The organism is Marinobacter salinexigens (assembly GCF_008370345.1).
Classification (GTDB): Bacteria; Pseudomonadota; Gammaproteobacteria; order Pseudomonadales; family Oleiphilaceae; genus Marinobacter; species Marinobacter salinexigens.
The window spans coordinates 17,587-37,857 of the sequence record NZ_VTUU01000016.1 but is presented as its reverse complement, the minus strand read 5'-3'; the positions used below and the strand labels follow the sequence as shown (position 1 = coordinate 37,857).

Here is a 20,271-nt window from a genome sequence, read left to right as displayed (position 1 = left end):
GACGGACTACAACTCCCACGGTACGCCGAGGGTGTGGGGAGCGTTCCTCCCGGGAATGTCGTAGGCCAGGGATGGCCGAAGACAAGCGCACATGGATGTGCTCGTAGCGGTTCCCGGGAGGAACGTTCACCACACCCGGACGCCCCGAACTAGAAGGCTGGGAAAATGACCATACTCCAAAGCAAAATAAACCCGAGAGCCGAAGAGTTTCAGGCCAACAAAGAGTCCATGGCCGAAGCCGTATCGGACCTGCGGGAAAAAGTGTCCAAAATTCAGCAAGGCGGCGGCCCCTCCTATCAGGAACGCCACGTTGCCCGCGGCAAACTGCTTCCCAGAGAACGCATCAACCGCCTCCTTGACGACGGATCGCCCTTCCTGGAAGTCGGCCAGTTCGCCGCCTACAACGTCTACGGCGAAGAAGTACCCGCAGCAGGCGTCATCGCAGGTATAGGCCGCGTCTCCGGCACCGAATGCATGATCATCGCAAACGATGCCACCGTGAAAGGTGGAAGCTACTACCCCCTGACCGTCAAAAAGCACCTGCGGGCCCAGGAAATCGCCATGCAGAACCGGCTGCCCTGCATCTATCTGGTGGATTCCGGCGGCGCCAACCTGCCCCGGCAGGACGAAGTTTTCCCGGATCGCGACCACTTTGGCCGCATCTTCTACAACCAGGCCCGCATGTCCGCCGACGACATTCCACAGATCGCCGTTGTCATGGGCCTGTGCACCGCCGGGGGCGCCTACGTGCCGGCGATGGCTGACGAATCCATCATCGTACGCAACCAGGGCACCATCTTCCTGGCCGGACCGCCACTGGTAAAAGCCGCCACTGGTGAAGTGGTCAGCGCCGAAGATCTTGGCGGTGCAGACGTACACTGCAAAACCTCCGGTGTCGCCGACCATTATGCCGAAAACGATGCCCACGCACTGGAAATCGCCCGTCGCTGCGTCGCCAACCTGAACCGCCGCAAGCCGGTGCCTGTGGAAGTCCAGAAGCCTCGGGCACCGCTATACGACGAGCAGGAGATCTACGGCATCGTAGGCACCGACCTGCGCAAACAGTTCGACGTGCGTGACGTGATTGCCCGAATCGTCGACGGCTCCGAGTTCGACGAATTCAAACGCTACTACGGCCAGACCTTGGTGACCGGCTTTGCCCATATTCACGGCTACCCGGTAGGCATCATCGCCAACAACGGCATCCTGTTCAGCGAGTCTGCCCAGAAAGGTGCGCACTTTATCGAGCTCTGTTGCCAGCGCAACATCCCGCTGCTGTTCCTGCAGAACATCACCGGTTTTATGGTCGGCCAGAAATACGAAGCCGAAGGTATCGCCAAACACGGCGCCAAGATGGTGATGGCCGTGGCCTGCGCCAACGTACCCAAAATCACCGTGCTGATCGGCGGCAGCTACGGGGCTGGTAACTACGGCATGTGCGGCCGCGCCTACAGCCCGGACTTCCTGTGGATGTGGCCCAACGCCCGCATCTCCGTCATGGGCGGTGAGCAAGCCGCTGGCGTGATGGCTCAGGTCCGCCGCGAGGGCATGGAGCGAAAAGGCCAAACCTGGAGCGACGAGGAAGAAGCGGCGTTCAAGAAGCCGATTGCCGACACCTACGAACACCAGGGCCACCCGTACTATGCCAGCGCCCGCCTGTGGGACGACGGCGTCATTGACCCGGCCCAAACTCGGGAAGTGGTCGCCCTGAGCCTTTCTGCCACTCTGAACCGGCCGGCGAAGCCTTCCCGCTTCGGCGTGTTCCGCATGTGATCCGGGGGTAATGACCATGATAGAACAGGAAAAAGCGGTTCTTACCCGGCGTCGCGAAGACGGCGTCACCGAAGTTGTGCTGAACCGGCCGGACAAACGCAACGCCTTCGACGACGTGATCATTCAGCAGTTGATTCAGGCTCTGAACGACGTTGAAGCAGACGAAGCCACCAACATCGTCATCCTCCGCTCAGAGGGCAAGCACTTCTCAGCGGGAGCCGATCTCGGCTGGATGCGCCGGATGGCGGACAACACCCGTCAGGAGAACCTGGACGATTCCCGGGAACTGGCGAGACTGATGAACGTACTGAATCACCTGACCAAACCGGTCATTGGTCTGGTTCAGGGCGCCGCTTTTGGCGGTGCCGTCGGGCTGGCCGCATGCTGTGACATCGTCATCGCTACTGAAAAGGCCAGCTTCTGCCTGAGTGAGGTCAAATTGGGTCTCATCCCTTCGGTCATCAGTCCGTATGTGGTTCGCGCCATCGGTGAACGGCAGGCCCGACGATATTTCATCTCAGCCGAAATTTTCAGCGCCGCTGAAGCCGCGGATTATGGACTGGTCCATATGGTCTGCGAAGACACCACCGCCATGGAGCAGCGCTGCAGCGAACTTCTGAAACAACTGGCCAACAACGGGCCCGAAGCCATGAAAGCCGCCAAGGACCTGGTATTCGCGGTAAGCCACAAGCCCATCAGCGCCGATGTCATCGACGATACCGCACACCGGATTGCCGACATTCGCGTAGGTAAAGAGGGTCAGGAAGGCCTCAGCGCCTTCCTCAACAAGCGCAAGGCCAACTGGGTTCCGGAGGAATAACAACAATGTTCAGCAAGATTCTCATAGCCAACCGGGGCGAAATCGCCTGCCGGATCATCCAGACAGCACACCGCATGGGCATTCGTTGTGTAGCGGTCTACTCCGATGCAGACGCCAACGCCCGCCATGTCGCCATGGCAGACGAAGCGTTTCATATAGGCCCTGCCCCAAGTTCCGAAAGCTACCTGCGCAGCGACAAAATCATCCAGATTGCCAAAGAGAGTGGCGCCCAGGCGATCCATCCTGGCTACGGTTTTCTGTCAGAGAACACCGATTTCGCAGAAGCCTGCGAGGCCAATGACCTGGTGTTCATCGGCCCACCCTCTTCGGCCATTGCCGCCATGGGCTCCAAATCCGCCGCCAAAGCCATTATGGAAGACGCCGGCGTTCCCCTTGTTCCCGGTTATCACGGCAACGACCAATCCCCCGAACTGCTGCGGGCCGAAGCGGAAAAGTGTGGCTTCCCGCTGTTGCTCAAAGCCGTTGCTGGTGGTGGCGGTAAAGGCATGCGGGTTGTCGGGAACATGGGAGAGTTTGACGAGGCGCTCGCCGCTGCCCAGCGGGAAGCACGTAATGCCTTCGGCAACCCGGATATGCTCATCGAACGCTACCTTACCCAACCTCGCCACGTAGAGATCCAGGTATTCTGCGATCAGCAGGGCAACGGCATCTACCTGGCCGAGCGAGACTGTTCTGTGCAAAGGCGGCATCAGAAAGTCCTTGAGGAGGCACCTGCTCCGGGACTGTCCGATGACACCCGAAAGGCGATGGGCGAAGCCGCTGTACGGGCAGCCCAGGCCATCAACTACGTGGGTGCTGGTACTGTCGAGTTCCTGTACGACGTGGACGGATCCTTCTTCTTCATGGAGATGAATACGCGACTGCAGGTTGAACACCCGGTGACCGAGATGGTTACCGGACAGGATCTCGTGGAATGGCAGCTGAAAGTGGCCTGGGGCGAAGCCCTGCCGCTGAATCAGGAACAGGTCAAAACCCGCGGCCACGCAGTCGAGGCACGCATCTACGCTGAAGACCCGGACCAGGATTTCCTGCCTGCCACCGGCACCCTGCGTTACCTCAGTACCCCCGATGAATCCGCCCATGTGCGGGTTGATACCGGCGTTACCGAGGGCGACGACATCAGCATTCACTACGACCCGATGATCGCCAAACTGATTGTCTGGGACGAAACCCGGGAGCAGGCCATCAACCGCATGGTTCAGGCTCTGGAGCAATACCGGATTGCCGGCCTGAAAACCAACATACGGTTCTTGCATGCCACCGTGGACTGCCAGCCTTTCCGCGAAGCAGACCTCACCACCAATTTCATCAGCGCTCATGAGGAACTTCTGTTCCCGAAATCCCGGCTCGATCTGGACAAGGCACTGGTGCTGGCTGCCGGGTTCATTCTGGAACAGCGCAAGTCCTGTGAACCGGTTACCGCTGATCCCTGGTCGCCATTTGGCCGCAAGAACAGCTGGCGTATGAACTCCGAGTACGCCCAGCCACTCAAACTGCAAGTCGGTGAGGAAATTCACGAGCTGAAAATCCTCGAACGGGATGACCGCTATCAGGTGTTCGTCGGAGACAGCGTCTACCATCTGAACGCCAGGCTGGCTGACGACTACCTTCAGGCGGTCATCAATGGCCACCGCCTCAGTGTTCATGGCAACTTGCACGACGACGAACTGGTGCTCTTTTACGAAGGCGACACCTTCAAGTGCACCGTTTATCGAGAGACCTACGGCAACGAAGAAATGGCCGGAGAAGGCAGCCTCGCCGCACCGATGAACGGTGCTGTTGTCGCCATTCAAGCTCAGGTTGGAGATAAGGTCAGCGCCGGCCAGACCCTGGTCATCATGGAAGCCATGAAAATGGAACATGCCATCAAAGCCCCGGCTGATGGTGTCGTCACCGACATTTTCTTTGGCGAAGGCGACCAGGTCTCCGAAGGCGCCGAGCTCATCGCCATTGACACCGGGGAGGCAGAATAATGGCCTTTCCCAAACAGGTTCGCCTGGTGGAAATGAGCCCACGGGACGGCCTCCAGAACGAGTCCGGCCCGGTCATTGCCACACACATCAAAACCGGCTTGATCGATCGACTTGCCAACTGTGGCCTGAGCCACATTGAGGCCGCCAGCTTTGTCTCTCCCAAATGGGTGCCACAGATGGGCGATGCGGCCGATGTCATGGCTGGTATCACCCGCAAACCGGGCGTTCGCTACTCTGCCCTCACCCCTAACCTGAAAGGCTTTGAGGGTGCCCTGGCGGCCAATGTGGACGAAGTGGCCGTCTTTGGCGCTGCCTCGGAATCCTTCACCCGGAAAAACATCAACTGCAGCATTGCGGAAAGCCTGGAGCGGTTCGCCCCTGTGGTGGAGGAAGCCCGCAAGCACAACATCCCCGTGCGAGGCTATGTCTCCACGGTACTTGGCTGCCCCTATGAAGGCGACATCCAGCCGGAACAGGTAGCCACCGTGGCCAAGGCCCTCTATGACCTGGGCTGCTACGAAATCTCCCTGGGTGACACCATTGGCGTCGGCACACCGCTGAAAGCCAAGAAAATGCTGGAAGCCGTGGCCAAACACATCCCGGTTGAACGCCTCGCCGCCCACTTCCACGACACCTACGGCCAGGCCCTGGCCAACCTCTATGCGGTCCTGGAAGAAGGCATTGCAGTTATCGATTCATCTGTCGCAGGCCTCGGTGGTTGTCCTTATGCCAAAGGTGCCTCCGGCAACGTGGCCACAGAGGACGTTCTTTACCTGCTTAATGGCCTTGGCATCGAGACCGGCGTGGATCTCGACAAACTCGTCGCCACCGGCGACTGGATCTGCGGCCAATTGAGCCGCCACAATGGTTCAAAAGTAGGCCAGGCACTAGGAGGACAATGCCAATGATGAATAATAATGTAGTAGCCCTGGACCTCCCAATCCCCGAGATCAGCAACCTCCCGGAGGATACCCAGAAGTACTTCCAGATCTGTCAGGAAAAACTCGGCATGATCCCGAACGTGCTCACCGCCTATAGCCAGAACCTCAAACAGCTTGAAGGCTTCACCAAACTCTACAACGAACTCATGCTGGGCGAAGGCGAACTCTCCAAGCTTGAGCGGGAAATGGTGGCCGTCGTGGTGTCTTCCGAGAACAAATGCTTCTACTGCCTGGTCGCCCACGGCGCAGCGGTAAGAGTACTCAGCGGCGATCCGGCCCTGGGCGAGCACATGGTCATGAACTACCGCAGTGCGACACTGGAACCGCGGCAGCGTGCCATGCTGGACTTCGCCTCACACCTGACCCGATCTCCGGCCACCGTCACCGAAGACGACATCCAGACACTGCGCGATGCCGGCCTCAGCGACCGGGCTATCTGGGATCTGAGTAACCTGATCGGCTTTTACAACATGTCTAACCGCGTGGCGATAGCCAGCGATATGAAACCCAACCCCGAGTATCACAGCCAGAGTCGCTAGCAAGTACTCACACTTGCTTGCCCTCGAATACAAAAACAATGGAGGCAGAGACATGAGCAAGACTCTCCCAAGCTACACCAGCGGAACCGCCGACGTACCCCTGCTGGGCATGACCATCGGAGACATGCTGGACCGTACGGCAGAGAAATACCCCGATACCGAAGCCCTGGTGTGCCTGCATCAGGATATCCGCTGGACCTACCGGGAGTTCGTGGACAAGGTCAATGAGGCGGCTCGCGCTTTCATGGCCATTGGCGTCAAGCGCGGCGACCGCGTGGGCATCTGGGCGCCCAACCGCTATGAGTGGACAGTGACCCAGTTTGCCACCGCAAAAGTCGGCGCCATCCTCGTCAACATCAACCCGGCCTACGGCGTTCACGAACTGAAGTACGCCATGAACCTGGCCGGCATCAGCGTGCTGGTCACCGCCGACAGTTTCAAGGCGTCTAATTACCGGGAAATGCTCTACGAGCTGGCTCCGGAGCTGAAACGCAGCGCCCCGGGCAAGTTAAAGGCTGAGAACGTGGCCGATCTCCGGGCAGTGATTAATGTTCACGACGACAACCACGACGGCATGTGGACCTGGAAGGAATTTGTCGACTTTGCCAAAGAAGTGTCTGCGGACGAACTGACCAGGCGCCAGGGCTCGCTCCAGTTCGATGATCCAATTAACATCCAGTTCACTTCCGGCACAACGGGCAATCCCAAGGGTGCCACCCTCACCCATCACAACATCCTGAACAACGGCTATTTCGTGGCAGAAAGCCAACGCTATACCGAAAAGGATCGTCTGGTCATTCCTGTACCGCTATACCATTGCTTTGGCATGGTAATGGGCAATCTGGGCTGCATCACCCATGGTTCCACCATGATCTATGCTGACGAAGGTTTTGAGCCGAAGTCCGTTCTCCGTGCCGTGCATAAGGAAAAAGCCACCGCACTTTACGGTGTACCCACCATGTTCATCGCCGAACTGGCAGACCCGGAGTTCGACAGTTATGACCTGTCCTCTCTGCGCACAGGCGTGATGGCAGGCTCCATCTGCCCGGCCGAGGTAATGAAGCAGGTCAACGGCAAGATGCACATGAAAGAAGTGCAGATTGCCTACGGCATGACCGAAACCAGCCCGGTATCGACCCAGACCAGCTCCCTTGACCCATTTGAGAAACAGGTCACCACCGTGGGACGCACGCAGCCGCACCTGGAAACCAAGATCGTTGAACCCGGCACCGGCAACGTGGTTCCCCGGGGTGAAATCGGCGAGTTGTGCACCCGGGGCTACAGCGTCATGCTGAAGTACTGGAACAACGAGGAGAAAACCCGCGAGGCCATCGACGATGCGGGCTGGATGCATACCGGAGACCTGGCCACCATGGACGACGAGGGATACATCCAGATCGTTGGCCGCATCAAGGATATGGTGATTCGCGGTGGAGAAAACATCTACCCGAAAGAGATCGAGGAGTTCCTCTACACCCACCCATCGATTGAAGAAGTCCAGGTCACCGGTATTCCTGATGAGAAATACGGAGAGGAACTGATTGCCTGGATCAAGCTGCGCCCAGGTGCAGAACAGGTTAACAGCGATGATCTGCAGGCGTTCTGCAAGGGCAAGATTGCCCACTTCAAGATTCCTCGCAACTACAAGTTCGTGGATGCCTTCCCGATGACAGTCACCGGGAAGATCCAGAAGTTCAAGATGCGCGAGATCTCCATCGAAGAGATGGGGCTCAAAAAGTAGATTTCGAAAAACCGGCCCTTGATCCACCCCGGGAAACCGGGGTGGATCCCCCCTCAAAAAAATTTCCTGAATTCTGCAACCGATTTCCGGCCTGGTCCGTATCACCAACACACCCATCAACAATTCATCAAATCGATGGGGAAAACCAGAACCTCAGGAGAATGCCATGACGAAGAAACTTACCAAACTGTCTACGTTGTCTGCCGTAATTTTTTCTGGCGCACTGCTCGCTGGCCCCGCCTCAGCCGGGCATCACGAAGAAATGGATGGTGCTCAGGTCTGGGCTGACGATCAGAGTGTTGCCGCAGGTAGCGTCACCGCAAAAAAAGTAAATGCCGAGACCAATGGCTGGCTGGTAGTCCATCGTACTGACAGCAATATGAAGCCTGGCCCGGTTGTTGGCCATGCACCGCTGAAGAAAGGTAAGAATATGGATGTAGCGGCGATCCTCACCGAAGAGGTCAAACCCGGAGAGATGCTCATGCTGATGGTTCACGGTGAAAGCGGCGGCATGAAGACCGGCATCTTCGAATACACCCTGGGCGCCAAAGAGGATGGGCCGATCAAGAAAGACGGGAAACTGATCATGCAGGTTGTGACCACGAAATAATGGACATAAAAATACCCGGGAGGTCCCGGGTATTTTTGACTCAGCATACAATCACTGCCGACAACGTTGACGGTAGGCAAGACCGAGAAGCCCCAAGCCCAGCAGAGCAAGAGGGGTAGGCTCAGGCACGGATACCGCCACAGAACCCAGGTTCACAATGCTACCGGTCAATTTGAAATGAGGTCCAAGTTGCAAGCCGGTATCGACAGCATCAAAAATCAGACGAGCCGTCCCCGCATACAGGCCGGTGTTGTAATCAAAGTCGACAGATCCGCCGGTCCACTTCCCGCCAGACAGCAGCCCAATGGATATTACGCTGAATTGACCGTCGACACTTTCACCGTTGGATATCGGTGACAGAAAATCAACGGTTGCTTCAAGAATACCAGAACCGATTCCCAACACACTGGCTGTGCCAAAGGTGAAGTCAGCTGACTCACCGTCATCCAGCCACGCAGAACCGGCATTGTCAGAATAGTTTCCGAGGCACAAGCAACCAGTAGTTTCAATCGAGCCACCGCTGAATTCGAAGGAAATCGGAACTGCATAAGCGGTCATTCCAAACAACGAAAGCGCCATCCCTAGAATAAGCTGTTTCACGTGATTCTCCCTTGATTTTCAAAGTAAGATAGAAATCCGTTAAATCACAAACACCTACATGCCAAAGCCAACACTTCCAGGCATGCAATGAAATAAAATGCATACCTCATACCATTTGAAATTTAACGTTAGACTTCAAATTCTTATGAAAACCATCACCAAAACCGATATTGAAAGGTGTTAAGTTGATCGACACCAACACTCGCCATATCGTCGTCACAAGGCGGATATAACACAATGCACATCCCTTTCTGGCTAACCACGGTCGCGCTGCTTCCACTACTTTTGTATCAGGGAAAACGCACCCGGCGAGTCACGCCACGATTGGCTGAAGCCGGCGGAGATACCCATGGTCAGTATGGTGAGGGTGAACCTGATCTACGGATACTGGTGATCGGAGAATCGACAGCAGCAGGCGTCGGTATAGAGAGGCATGATCAGGGGCTCGCGAGCCAGCTTGCGCGGCTGCTCCACCAAAGGACCGGGCAAGTCGTGAGCTGGCACACCTACGGGGTAAACGGGATACGGCTGACACAACTGAACCGCAACCTGCTGCAGGTACCACTGCCGGCAGCAGACCTGGTGTTGCTGAGCATGGGGGTTAACGATACAACCGGCTTCACACGCCGGTCCCGTTTCCAGCAGCAGTTGCTGACGCTCAGGGCAACGCTCGCAGAGAGGTATCCGCGTCCTGTTCAGCTACTTAGCGTTCCCCCGATGCACCGGTTTACCGCGCTGCCAGCGCCATTGAGACAGGTGATGGGATGGAGGGCCCGACAATTGGACCACATTCTGAGGCGGACAGCCCGGGAGCGTCCGGAGTCGTTTACCTATCTGGACTACCCAGCGGTTGTTGACCCGACGCTACTGGCCCGGGATGGCTATCACCCGAGTGCAAAAGGTTACCAGGCCATTGCACAGGCTTTGGTGGGAAAGCTCCCGCAAACCTGAGGTGTACTACCCTTTCACGCCTCCTGAGGCGCAGATTCTGCGCCTTTTCCCTCCGGCTTCGACGATGCCTCCTTGCTGCCCCGGAACAGAAAGATCAGCGGTATCACTGCCAGGGTCATCCAGGCCATAAACCGGAAATCGTTCAGGTAGGCAATCGCTGCAGACTGGCGTGTCAGCTCCTCATTCAGCATGGCCAGAGTCTGATCCGAACTCAGCCCGATGCCGGCGCCACCCATCATCCTCTGGAGCGGTTCGCGGAACGGCGTAAGCTGCTCACCCAGGACAGCGTGGTTGATCTGGGTGTTACGGGCTGCAAGAGCGACCATGGCCGAAATGCCGATGCTGCTGCCAATATTCCTCATCAGGCTGAACATGGCTGTTCCTTCCGTGAGATAACGCTGATCCAGTGTGGAGAAGGTGATCGTGCTGAGTGGCACAAAAATAAACCCAAGCCCCAGGCCCTGAACAATTCCGGTAAACACCAACGCAGAAGGCTGGATATTGAGGTTGAACTGTGCCATTTCAAACAACGAATAAGCGGTCAACGTCAGCCCGGTACCCACCAGCAACCTGACATCTACCCGGTTTACCAGACGCCCAACCATAAGCATGGCAACCATGCTTCCCATCCCCCTCGGAGCCAGCAATTCACCGGTGGTAATTACCGGATACCCCATGAGGTTTTGCAAATACGGCGGAAGCAGCGCAAGTGTCGCCAGCAGAATTACACCGACAATAAAGATAAAGATCAAACCGATGATCAGGTTCCGGTCCATGAACAACCCCGGCTCAAGGAAGGGTTCCTTCGCCGTCATCATGTGCACCACAAACATGTAGAAACAAACCGCAGCAACCAGCGTTTCTATGATGATCTCGGTCGAGGAAAACCAGTCCAGGCTCTGCCCTCGATCCAGCATGAGCTGTAAAGAGCCGATGGCCAGCGAGAGAAGCGCAAAACCAAACAGATCAAATCGCCGGTTCGACTTTTCCGTTTCCGGAACAAACATGAGGATGCCAGCCAGTGCCAGAATACCCACCGGCAGGTTGATGAAAAACACCCAACGCCAGTTGTAATACTCAGTCAGATAGCCCCCGAGAGTGGGGCCAAGAATAGGACCGACCATCACACCAACACCCCAGATGGCCATGGCCGAGCCATGCTTCTCCTTCGGGAAAGTATCCAGAAGGACAGACTGGGAAAGCGGCACCAGCCCGGCACCGAAAATACCCTGAAGCAGCCGGAACAGCACAATCTGCTCCAGGGAAACCGCTACGCCACACAACAGGGAGGTAATGGTGAAACCGGTGACAGAAATAACAAACAGCCGCTTCCGACCTATGCGGGCAGACAAGAAGCCGGTCATGGGAGTCATGATTGCGGCCGCCACAATATAGGACGTCAGCACCCAGGCAATCTGCTCCGACGTCGAGGACATACTGCCCTGCATATTCGGCAACGCTACGTTGGCGATGGTGGTGTCCACCGCCTGCATGATCGTCGCCAGCATGATAGAAACAGTGATCAATCCCCGGTTCAGGCTCTTACCGCCTTCGCTTTCCTGAGGACTCACCCTTCGGCCCCGTGCCGTTCAGCCGCAGCCGCCGAGCCCACAAAGCCCTGCATCCAGGCCGTCAATGGCGACAGGAATGCAGGCCCCCGGTGATGCCAACCGGTATCAATATCAACCGAAACACTCATCCCGGAGCGCAACCGCTGGGTTGTCGGGGCATCGACCAATTCGATCCGGACCGGAACCCGCTGAACGACTTTAACCCAGTTACCTGTGGCATTCTGGGCAGGCAATACCGAAAACTCGGAACCGGTAGCACCGGCAATGCTGATGACCTTACCCTCAAGTTCGACGTCCGGATAGGCATCGACGACAACAACAACAGGCTGGCCTTCCTGCACATGAGTCAGCTGGGTTTCCTTGAGATTAGCTTCCACCCAGACTTGACCCGTAGAGACCATGCTCATCGCAGCATGGCCGGGACCGGCGTACTGACCGACAACGGGCGTTTTGGAGGCAATGCCAGCAAAGCGGGCCTTCACTTCGGTGTCCTGAAGATCCTGTCGGGCGGCTGACAACGCTGCCTTAGCCTTCTGGTACACCGGGTGGTCAGTTACAGCAATATCAGGATCGCCCGCCAGTCCAGCTTTCAGACGCTCAAGCCCTTTACGAACCTGTGCCACTTCCTGCTCGGCAAGATCCTGTTTGTGGCGATAGCTATCGAGAATGGAGTCGGACACCGCATGACTACGGGAAAGTTCGACCTGGCGATTGTATTCACGCTTTGCAAAAGCCAGATTACTGCGGGCGGTCTGGAGTTGCTGGGTTTGTTCGCCGTACTGGGCCTTGAGTGTTTGGATTTCGATTCGCACATCCGCCAGTTCTGACTCCGCCTGGCTAACTTCGATCTGATACCGAACAGGGTCGATGGTAAATAGCAGATCCCCGGCCGCAACTGACTGATTCTCCCGGACCGCAACACGGGTAATCGTTCCGGACACTTCGGGAACCACCGACACCATATCTGCCCGCACATAGGCGTTTTCGGAATCAACGTAGCGGCCACCGAGAAGGTACAGGATAGCTGAGGACACCAGGATGATGAGGGGCACCATCACCAGGAACACGAACCTCAGGTTAAGCCGCCCCGAACCGAGGTTCCAGCTAACAGGTTTGGAGGGATTGCTGTTGTCTTGACTCATGCTCGCTTCCCGAAGTTGGTTTTATATGTTGTTATGACCTTTTTAGAAGGTACAACATTATAAGCATGCTTACTTTCACAGAAAACCTAAATTTCGGATTACCCGAACATCCGCTTTCACAGCACCGGGTTAATGCAATCGTCTACGGACCACAAGCGTTGCTCCAGACAGCATCACTACGGCAGCTACAGCCATTGGCCACAAGTGAGAAACGACAACCTCTGCTGGCAACGCTTTGAGAAAACTTCCCTGCACAATCACCAGGAAGTGCGTTAGTGGAATGGCCTGAGCCACCCACTGCAATATCAACGGCATGTTTTCCACTGGCGTTGCAAAGCCGGACACCAGCACCATGGGCACACCAATTGAAAAGGCTCCGAGGATTGCCTGCTGCTGGGTTTCGGAAATGGCAGAAACCATCAGGCCAATGCCAACCACAGAAACCATGAACAGACCCAGTGCTGCGGCCAACCAAAGCAGGGAACCGGTAAACGGCACGCGAAACAGGAACAGAGCGGCACTGACCATAACAGCACCCATAACAAAGCCGACCAGCACCGCCGGCAGGCATTTTGCGAGAATAATTTCGGAGGGTGTGGTTGGCGATACCAGCAGCTGGTCAAAAGTGCCCAGTTCCCGTTCCCGGGAAATCGACAGCGCGGTAACCACCAGGGCGATAAACATGGAAAGGATGCCGGACAGGCTTGGTACTACATACCACTGATAGATCAGGTTCGGATTAAAGGCGTGGCGCAACACCATGGGTTCAACGGCATCTCCCTGCGCCATGGCAATAGCCTGCAGGTAGCTAAGCGCCACCTGTGCCGTATTGGCTTTCTGGCCATCAAGAATTACCTGAACCGGCGCAGCCTCACCGGCCATTTTCAGACGGGAAAAGGTTTCCGGAATGTGCAGCGCCAGCAACACTTCGCCCCGTTCAATCAACTGGTCCTGATGCCGGTGGTCATACACCGGGACGACGTTGCTGACGAAGCTGGCATGTGCAACGGCGGTGACCAACGCTTCCGAGGCCTGTCCTGAGTCCTCATTGAACACCGCAATGGTGGTATTCCTCACTTCCAGGGTGGCGGCAAAAGAGAAAATGAGCAATTGCAGTAACGGCGGCAGCACAAGGATTGCCCGGGCCCTGGGGTCACGAAGCAGGCTGAGCAACTCCTTAATGATTTGAGCAATAAGCCGGGACCTATTCATGACACTATTCCAGGCTCTTGCGCGTTTTTGCACGGGCAATGACAAACATTACCGCCCCTATCGCCAGCATGGCCAGCATATCCCGGGTCAGTAATGGCCACACATCGCCCACCAGGAAAATACTGTGCAGGCTCTCGATGAAATACCGCGCCGGCACAATATGGGTCAGCAGCCGTATAGCCGGCGGCATGGCATCAATCTCGAACAGGAAGCCCGACAACAGGAACGCTGGCAGAAACCCCGAAAACAGGGCGGCCTGGGCCGCAATAAACTGATTTTTGGCCAATGCGGAGATCACAAGCCCCTGCCCCAGAGCTGGCACAAGAAAGCAGGACGATACCAACAGGAGAGTTCCCCAACTCCCTCGCAACGGAACATCGAATATGTGGATAGCAAGCAACGTGCTACCCATCGTGGCTATCAGCCCCAAACCGAAATACGGCAATAACTTTCCTAACAGTATTTCGGGGATTCGGGCCGGCGTGGACAGCAACGCTTCCATGGTGCCCCTTTCCCACTCACGGGCCACCACCAGCGCGGTCAGAAGAGTTCCAATCATGGTCATAATAATGGCAATTGCGCCAGGTACCAGAAAGCGGCGGGTTTCAACTTCAGGGTTGAACCAAAACCGGGGTTCCAGTCGGACTGGCGACTGAAGACCATGGTCTGATAGCCAGTTCACCAGTGTGCCCCGGGTATAGCCGGCAACAAAATTGGCGGTATTTGGCTGTGTTCCGTCGGTTATTACCTGAATCAGTGGTTCGCCCCGCAACAACCTCTGTTCAAAATCCGGAGGAATCACCACGTAGCCTTTGATATGACCACTGACCAGCAGAGGTGTCACCTCATGCCGATGCCGGGCAGGCACCACTTTGAAATAGCGTGTACCACCGAATTCAGCCGCCAGCGACTGGGCCCGGGCACTGTCTGTCTGCAACACGACGCCAAGAGGAACCTGGCGGATATCCAGCGAGACAGCGTAGGCAAACAAAAACAACAAAAGTACTGGCAGTACAAAAGCGATCAGGATGGCCGAAGGGTCCCGCAAAATCTGCAGGCTTTCCTTGAACACCAAGGCCCGCAACCGTCGGCTACTCATCACCCTGCCCCTCTATCAGGTGAATAAAAGCCTGCTCCATGCTCGCACCCTCACCGGCGCGTGCCTTGAGGTTGTCTGGGGTATCCAGGGCAATGATCCTGCCCCTATGCATCAGCGCGACCCGGTCACAATACTCCGCTTCGTCCATAAAGTGAGTGGTTACCAGAACCGTCACCCCTCGGGTCACCAGACCATTGATATGGGTCCAGAATTCCCGTCGGGTAATCGGGTCTACGCCTGATGTCGGCTCATCCAGAAACAGGATGGGCGGGCGATGCATGAGTGCACACGCCAATGCGAGCCTCTGCTTGAACCCCAGGGACAGCTGATCCGGCGAACGGTTAAGCAGCGGGCCGAGCTGAAGGGCTTCCACCATCTGGCTGATTCGTTCGCGCTTCTGCCTTCCGCGCAGGCCGTAAACTCCAGCGTAAAAAGCCAGGTTCTGGCGTACAGACAGCAGCCCGTAGAGCGAAAACTTCTGGGCCATGTAGCCCAACTTCAGCTTGGCATCGCTTGCGGCACGGCGCAGATCCACACCGGCAACCCGCGCTTCCCCGCCAGAGGGCTCAAGAAGTCCGCAAAGCATCTTGAAGGTGGTGGATTTACCGGCACCATTAGGGCCGAGCAAACCCAGTATCTCTCCCGACTTCACACTGAAACTGACCTCATCGGCGGCCACAAAGTCTCCAAAGCGACGAGTCAGTTTTTCACAACTAACAGTGTCATCTCTCGCTGTACTTTCGGGCATCTGCTCTGCCAGGGGAGAATGACCACCTGGCCCACCCCCGAGAAGATCAATAAAGGCATCCTCAAACCGCGGCGGGACCGGTCGTACGTCAGTGACTCCCGGCAAATCCGGAAGATCAACGCCTGCATCCATGACCACACGAATCCGGTCACCTTCGATAGTGCCATCACATACGCCCGGAAGCGCAAGCACACGGCTCAACAGGTTGCGCCTGTCGTCCTGCCCCAGAACCTGGAAACACCGCCCCTGTAGTCGGCGGGTCAGATCGCCCGGGGGGCCTCTGAATGTGAGTTTCCCCTCGTTCAACAGGAGAACATCTTCACACCGCTCCGCTTCCTCCAGATAGGCAGTTGCCCAGATCACCGCCATACCCTCAGCGGTCAGTTCCTGAACCATTCGCCAAAGATCCTGCCGGCTGACCGGATCAACACCCACCCCGGGTTCGTCAAGTAGCAGCACTTTGGGTGAGGTAATCAAGGCGCAGGCCAGCCCAAGCTTCTGTTTCATCCCTCCCGACAGGCGCCCGGCAAGACGATCTGTAAACGGCCCCAACCGGGTAAATTCCAGAAGCCTATCAAGGGTTCGCCCATAATCACGCCTGGGCAACGCCCGCAACTCGGCATAGAGATGAAGGTTCTCCAGCACAGACAGGTCTTCATAAAGACCGAAACGCTGGGGCATGTAACCGACCGACTCGGCAAGTGCATCACCGTCGACAACGGGATCAAGTCCTGCAACGCTGAGGCGCCCCTCATCCGGAGCGAGCAAGCCCGCCATCAGGCGGATCAGCGTGGTCTTGCCGGCACCGTCAGGACCAACAAGACCGGTTAGCCGACCTGCGGCGATTTCTCCGGAGACACCAGCCAACGCCGGAGTCTTGCCGAATGTTTTGCAGACATTGTCCAGAACGATGGCGGTCATGGCTGCGCCAGACGAACCGTTACAGGCATGCCTTGCAGCAGGTGCTCATCCGCATCATCAACCACGATACGCAGTCGATAAACCAGCTCGGTTCGCAGAGACTCGGTTTGAACCGTTTTGGGGGTAAATTCCGCACGGGGAGAGACGAAGCCTACCTGCCCATGGTATTGCCGGGTGCTGCTGTCAGTGGACACCACCACAGCTGTACCCGGTGCAACACCGCCAAGGTCTGCTTCACTGACGTAAGCCCGCACGTAAACCGGGTCCCGAAGCGCCAGACTCAACACCGGGCCACCAGCTTGAACAATGGCTCCCGGTTCAACGATCCGCGTTAGCACCAATGCATCAGACGGTGCTGTCAGCCGTGCGTCAGACATCGCGGTTTCCGCCTGGGCGGCCTGGGCCTGTGCTGCTTCCAGCTGGGCGCTGGCCGCATCGATATCTTCAACGCGAGGACCCTCTTCCAGCAGGGAAAGCGTGGCCCGTACCTCTGCAAGTCTGGCCCTCGCCTCGTCGAGGGCATAACGGGCACTATCAAGGGTTTGCTGACTGGTAGCGCCGGATTGAGCCAACTCCCTCAACCGCTTGAACTCCAATTGCCTGCTGGAAAAAACCGCCTGAGCCTGACGCTCAGCTTCACGCACCTGTTCAATTTCCTGAGAGCGGCTGCCCGCTTCCAGCTTGGCGAGACTCGCCTTCGCTCTGGCAACCTCGGCCCGAGCTGCGTTCAGAGCATTTCGTAGTGGTACCGGGTCAAGCCCGGCAAGCAATGCGCCAGCAGCGACGTCGTCCCCTTCATCCACCATGATGTCGGTAACCCGGCCACCCTGCCTGAAGCCGATCGACAGCTCCCGGATATCCACATTGCCATAGAGAATCAGAGGACCATTCTCCGGAGCCTGCGCCCGATACCAGGCATAAACACCGCCGGCAATCAGGGTGAGAACCGCCACTGCAACAACTGCCTTCCTCATTCTCCAGCTCCTGTGCGACCACTCTGTCACGAACTATACTTTCAAGCATAAAAGAAATTCCCGGATCAGAGGAATGAGCCAGATCAGGGTTCGACGTCATTACAGAGCTTTTAAGCCGAGCAATCCACGGTAGCAAGCGTTCTCCGGGTAGCCACGGCCGCAGAGCGAACGACGGAGGAACCGACAATGACAGAGCCAGATCTTCAGAACGAGATTGCAGGAGCCAGGGCCTACGAGAACCTGCACGTACCAGCGCTTTTCAAACAATGGTGTAATCCAGTCCTCGATGCAGCCGACATAAATCCGGGAGACGACGTTCTGGACGTCGGCTGCGGCACGGGCATTCTCGCCCGGGAGGCTGTTTCCCGAACCGGCAGCCATGGCCGTGTCACCGGTCTCGACCCAGGACCTGGCATGTTGGCCGTTGCCAGAGAGCTGGCTCCGAACATTGGATGGGAACAAGGGGTTGCCGAATCACTCCCCTACGCAGACGATTCCTTTGATGCGGTTGTAAGCCAGTTCGGACTGATGTTTTTTCAGGACAAAGCTGGGGCGATCAGGGAAATGCACCGGGTGCTGAAACCGGGGGGGCGCCTTGCGGTTGCCGTCTGGGACAGTCTCGAACATATGACAGCCTTCCCGGAATCTGTAGCCATTCTCAGGGAACACGCCGGGGACGCAGCAGCAGCTGCTCTCAGCGCACCGTTTGTTCTTGGCGACAAGCGTGAACTGGCAGCCTTGTTCCATTCTGCGGGAGTCGCCTCACCAGAGATCACCACGCTGGTTGGTCAGGCCCGGTTTCCGAGCCTGCAGGCGATGATGGAGGCGGACCTCAGGGGCTGGTTGCCTGTGATGGGCATTCATCTGAGTGAAGAACAGATCCAGACGATCCTCGGGATCGCTGAGAACAGATTGGCCGACTACGTGACGGCAGACGGTGAAATGGTGTTCGAAGCCCCTGCCCACATTGTCAGCAGCACCAAGTAAAGAGCGCATTATGAAGAAAACCGGGAGAACCTGAGCATGGCGGCGGAAGCACAGCCTGCCGCCGCCATGCCTGCATCAGATCTGCTTGTAAACGACGTCTGAAAGCTGACTGCGGTTACCATCGATGTCCAGGGTGCGAATGGCAAAGTACCAAGTACCAGTATCGAGGTTGTCGACCAGCAGTTCGTCAACGGAGGCATCACCAATAGCCAGGGACTGATCAAGATTGTCTGCGCTGCTTCCGTAGACCACTTCGTACCCTGCAATCTCACCCATGGTGAGGCTTTCCCCGTTTTCCCGTGTCAACGGCGCAGTCCAGCTCAGCATGGCGGCGTTTGCAGGAACGGAGTTTTCAATCACCGTGTCAGTAGAACCCTCTGCGCCACCGTCTGCTACGGTTTCGGTAGAACCCGCTCCGGAATCCGCGACTACTTCACCGGTACCAGGTTCCACAGAGCCGGAGGTCTCTCCGGTTGGTTCAGTGCTGCCATCTGTCGCTGTATCCGTGCCGCCGGTTGGGTCCGTGGTATCGGTGTTATCAGCAACGCTGGTATCAGAGTCGCCGTAAACATCAGCAATTGTCTTGAAGCGATTTACATTCCGGTATTCCACAACCACCAACTTCTGGCTGATCACACTGGAGTCCACAGTGGCCTGAAGCTCAGAAGACTGAAGAGCCGCAGCACTGACGATGTCTGCCAGAGCAACGTGGGTGCCGTCCCCCATGATAGAGAGCTGGCCGGTGGTGGAAACCTGCGAAATAGCATCAGCCATAACATCGGAAATGCTATTCCACTGTGTGTTGTCATTTACCAGCGCGAGAAAAGCAGCGTTGGTGATAGCAACCTGGACCGCATCGGCAGAGACGCTGGCCATATCATCCAGGCGGGTAAGATCGGGTACAGGCAATTGCAAAGCACCGGCGCTCAGACCAAACCAACCTTCAATCTCAGCGTACGCGTTGGAAATCGCATCGGGTGACAGCCCGCTTGCACTGCGCTTCGCCAAAGACACCGCAAGGTGGGTCAGCGGTGTCAGGTTGACGGTTTCAGCGCTGGGGTCCCCGGCACCGGAAAGCATGAAGTTGCTGTCGAGTGTGAGGGGCTGGCCAAAAGCCACCGGAGCAGCACCCGCCTGCTCACACTGCGGAACAACATCGCAGATCATCCGGGTTTTGCCATCGGCGGTGATTTCCACCAGCGCCCAGTCGTTGGATTTGCCGCGCAGCTTGAGTGCGTAGCTGCCATCATCCGCTGTTCTTGTCGGCTTGGTGGCATTGTTCTGCTCGGAGTAAACACCTTCACCATCTGCAACCAATCGACTCGCGGTGACAATCCCCTGCTGAATGACACCCTTTACAGCAGCACCCGCAACCGCTACCTCAACAGCATCAGCAGTTGAATCGTTTGTGCCCGGAGCCTGTGAAGAAACGGAGCTGGTAGCGTCACCACCGCTCTGACCACCGCCGCAACCTGAGAGCAGAGCCGCCGTAAAGCCAATCAGCAGTCCTTGCTTCGTTAATTTTTTGCCGCAATAAGTCATCGTTTTTCACCAAATAATTGACGATTTCGAGCAAATCCTACAGCGGCAGATTTAGGCTGAATGTGGAACAGTTCCGGATTTATCCGGGGTGAATCGTCAGAAATTT

16 protein-coding genes and 1 pseudogene are annotated in these 20,271 nt (G+C 56.9%); 9 read left to right on the top strand and 8 right to left on the bottom strand.

Annotated features, from left to right (window positions below; translation table 11 throughout):
* Positions 1 to 165 precede the first annotated feature (165 nt).
* From FWJ25_RS18745 to FWJ25_RS18715, 7 genes are all read left to right on the top strand, one after another.
* Positions 166 to 1,773, top strand: coding sequence for a carboxyl transferase domain-containing protein (locus FWJ25_RS18745; protein WP_149601793.1), 1,608 nt, complete (start codon positions 166 to 168; stop codon positions 1,771 to 1,773).
* A gap of 16 nt (positions 1,774 to 1,789) precedes the next feature.
* Positions 1,790 to 2,593, top strand: a complete 804-nt coding sequence (locus FWJ25_RS18740; RefSeq protein WP_149601817.1) for an enoyl-CoA hydratase-related protein — start codon at positions 1,790 to 1,792, stop codon at positions 2,591 to 2,593.
* A 5-nt stretch (positions 2,594 to 2,598) separates the two neighbouring features.
* Complete coding sequence (locus FWJ25_RS18735; protein ID WP_149601792.1) at positions 2,599 to 4,587, top strand: acetyl/propionyl/methylcrotonyl-CoA carboxylase subunit alpha; 1,989 nt, start codon at positions 2,599 to 2,601, stop codon at positions 4,585 to 4,587.
* Positions 4,587 to 5,495 carry a hydroxymethylglutaryl-CoA lyase gene (locus FWJ25_RS18730; RefSeq protein WP_149601791.1) on the top strand — a complete coding sequence of 303 codons (909 nt, stop codon included), beginning with the start codon at positions 4,587 to 4,589 and terminating at the stop codon, positions 5,493 to 5,495. The genes FWJ25_RS18735 and FWJ25_RS18730 overlap by 1 nt, the downstream gene beginning before the upstream one ends.
* Entirely contained in the window at positions 5,492 to 6,067 is a 576-nt protein-coding gene (locus FWJ25_RS18725) for a peroxidase-related enzyme (RefSeq protein WP_149601790.1), read from the top strand. Before FWJ25_RS18730 ends, FWJ25_RS18725 begins: the two co-directional genes overlap by 4 nt.
* 52 nt (positions 6,068 to 6,119) lie before the next feature.
* Positions 6,120 to 7,808, top strand: coding sequence for an AMP-binding protein (locus tag FWJ25_RS18720; protein WP_149601789.1), 1,689 nt, complete (start codon positions 6,120 to 6,122; stop codon positions 7,806 to 7,808).
* A 166-nt stretch (positions 7,809 to 7,974) separates the two neighbouring features.
* Positions 7,975 to 8,418 (top strand): DUF7282 domain-containing protein, encoded by a 444-nt coding sequence (locus FWJ25_RS18715; RefSeq protein WP_149601788.1) that lies wholly within the window; start codon positions 7,975 to 7,977, stop codon positions 8,416 to 8,418.
* Positions 8,419 to 8,469: 51 nt separating this feature from the next.
* Here FWJ25_RS18715 and FWJ25_RS20505 read toward each other — a convergent pair.
* Positions 8,470 to 8,553, bottom strand: a pseudogene (locus FWJ25_RS20505) (PEP-CTERM sorting domain-containing protein); the annotation flags it as partial.
* A gap of 702 nt (positions 8,554 to 9,255) precedes the next feature.
* Here FWJ25_RS20505 and FWJ25_RS18705 point away from each other — a divergent pair.
* Positions 9,256 to 9,969, top strand: coding sequence for an SGNH/GDSL hydrolase family protein (locus tag FWJ25_RS18705; protein WP_149601786.1), 714 nt, complete (start codon positions 9,256 to 9,258; stop codon positions 9,967 to 9,969).
* 14 nt (positions 9,970 to 9,983) lie between these two features.
* Here the strand turns inward: FWJ25_RS18705 and FWJ25_RS18700 are convergent, their stop codons facing one another.
* The 6 genes from FWJ25_RS18700 to hlyD form a co-directional block, all read right to left on the bottom strand.
* On the bottom strand, positions 9,984 to 11,540 hold the full coding sequence (locus FWJ25_RS18700) for a DHA2 family efflux MFS transporter permease subunit (protein ID WP_246166896.1): 1,557 nt from the start codon (positions 11,538 to 11,540) through the stop codon (positions 9,984 to 9,986).
* Entirely contained in the window at positions 11,537 to 12,682 is a 1,146-nt protein-coding gene (locus FWJ25_RS18695; RefSeq protein WP_149601785.1) for an HlyD family secretion protein, read from the bottom strand. Before FWJ25_RS18695 ends, FWJ25_RS18700 begins: the two co-directional genes overlap by 4 nt.
* Before the next feature lie 129 nt (positions 12,683 to 12,811).
* On the bottom strand, positions 12,812 to 13,894 hold the full coding sequence (locus tag FWJ25_RS18690) for an ABC transporter permease (RefSeq protein ID WP_149601784.1): 1,083 nt from the start codon (positions 13,892 to 13,894) through the stop codon (positions 12,812 to 12,814).
* 4 nt (positions 13,895 to 13,898) lie between these two features.
* A complete protein-coding gene (locus tag FWJ25_RS18685) occupies positions 13,899 to 14,993 on the bottom strand; it encodes an ABC transporter permease (protein ID WP_149601783.1) in 1,095 nt (364 codons plus the stop codon).
* Entirely contained in the window at positions 14,986 to 16,662 is a 1,677-nt protein-coding gene (locus FWJ25_RS18680) for an ATP-binding cassette domain-containing protein (protein ID WP_149601782.1), read from the bottom strand. The genes FWJ25_RS18685 and FWJ25_RS18680 overlap by 8 nt, the downstream gene beginning before the upstream one ends.
* A complete protein-coding gene (hlyD, locus tag FWJ25_RS18675) occupies positions 16,659 to 17,636 on the bottom strand; it encodes a secretion protein HlyD (protein WP_149601781.1) in 978 nt (325 codons plus the stop codon). The genes FWJ25_RS18680 and hlyD overlap by 4 nt, the downstream gene beginning before the upstream one ends.
* A 186-nt stretch (positions 17,637 to 17,822) precedes the next feature.
* Between hlyD and FWJ25_RS18670 the strand changes: the two genes are divergently transcribed.
* Complete coding sequence (locus FWJ25_RS18670; protein WP_149601780.1) at positions 17,823 to 18,623, top strand: class I SAM-dependent methyltransferase; 801 nt, start codon at positions 17,823 to 17,825, stop codon at positions 18,621 to 18,623.
* Positions 18,624 to 18,698: 75 nt separating this feature from the next.
* Here FWJ25_RS18670 and FWJ25_RS18665 read toward each other — a convergent pair whose 3' ends face one another.
* Entirely contained in the window at positions 18,699 to 20,165 is a 1,467-nt protein-coding gene (locus tag FWJ25_RS18665; RefSeq protein WP_149601779.1) for a fibronectin type III domain-containing protein, read from the bottom strand.
* Positions 20,166 to 20,271 lie beyond the last annotated feature (106 nt).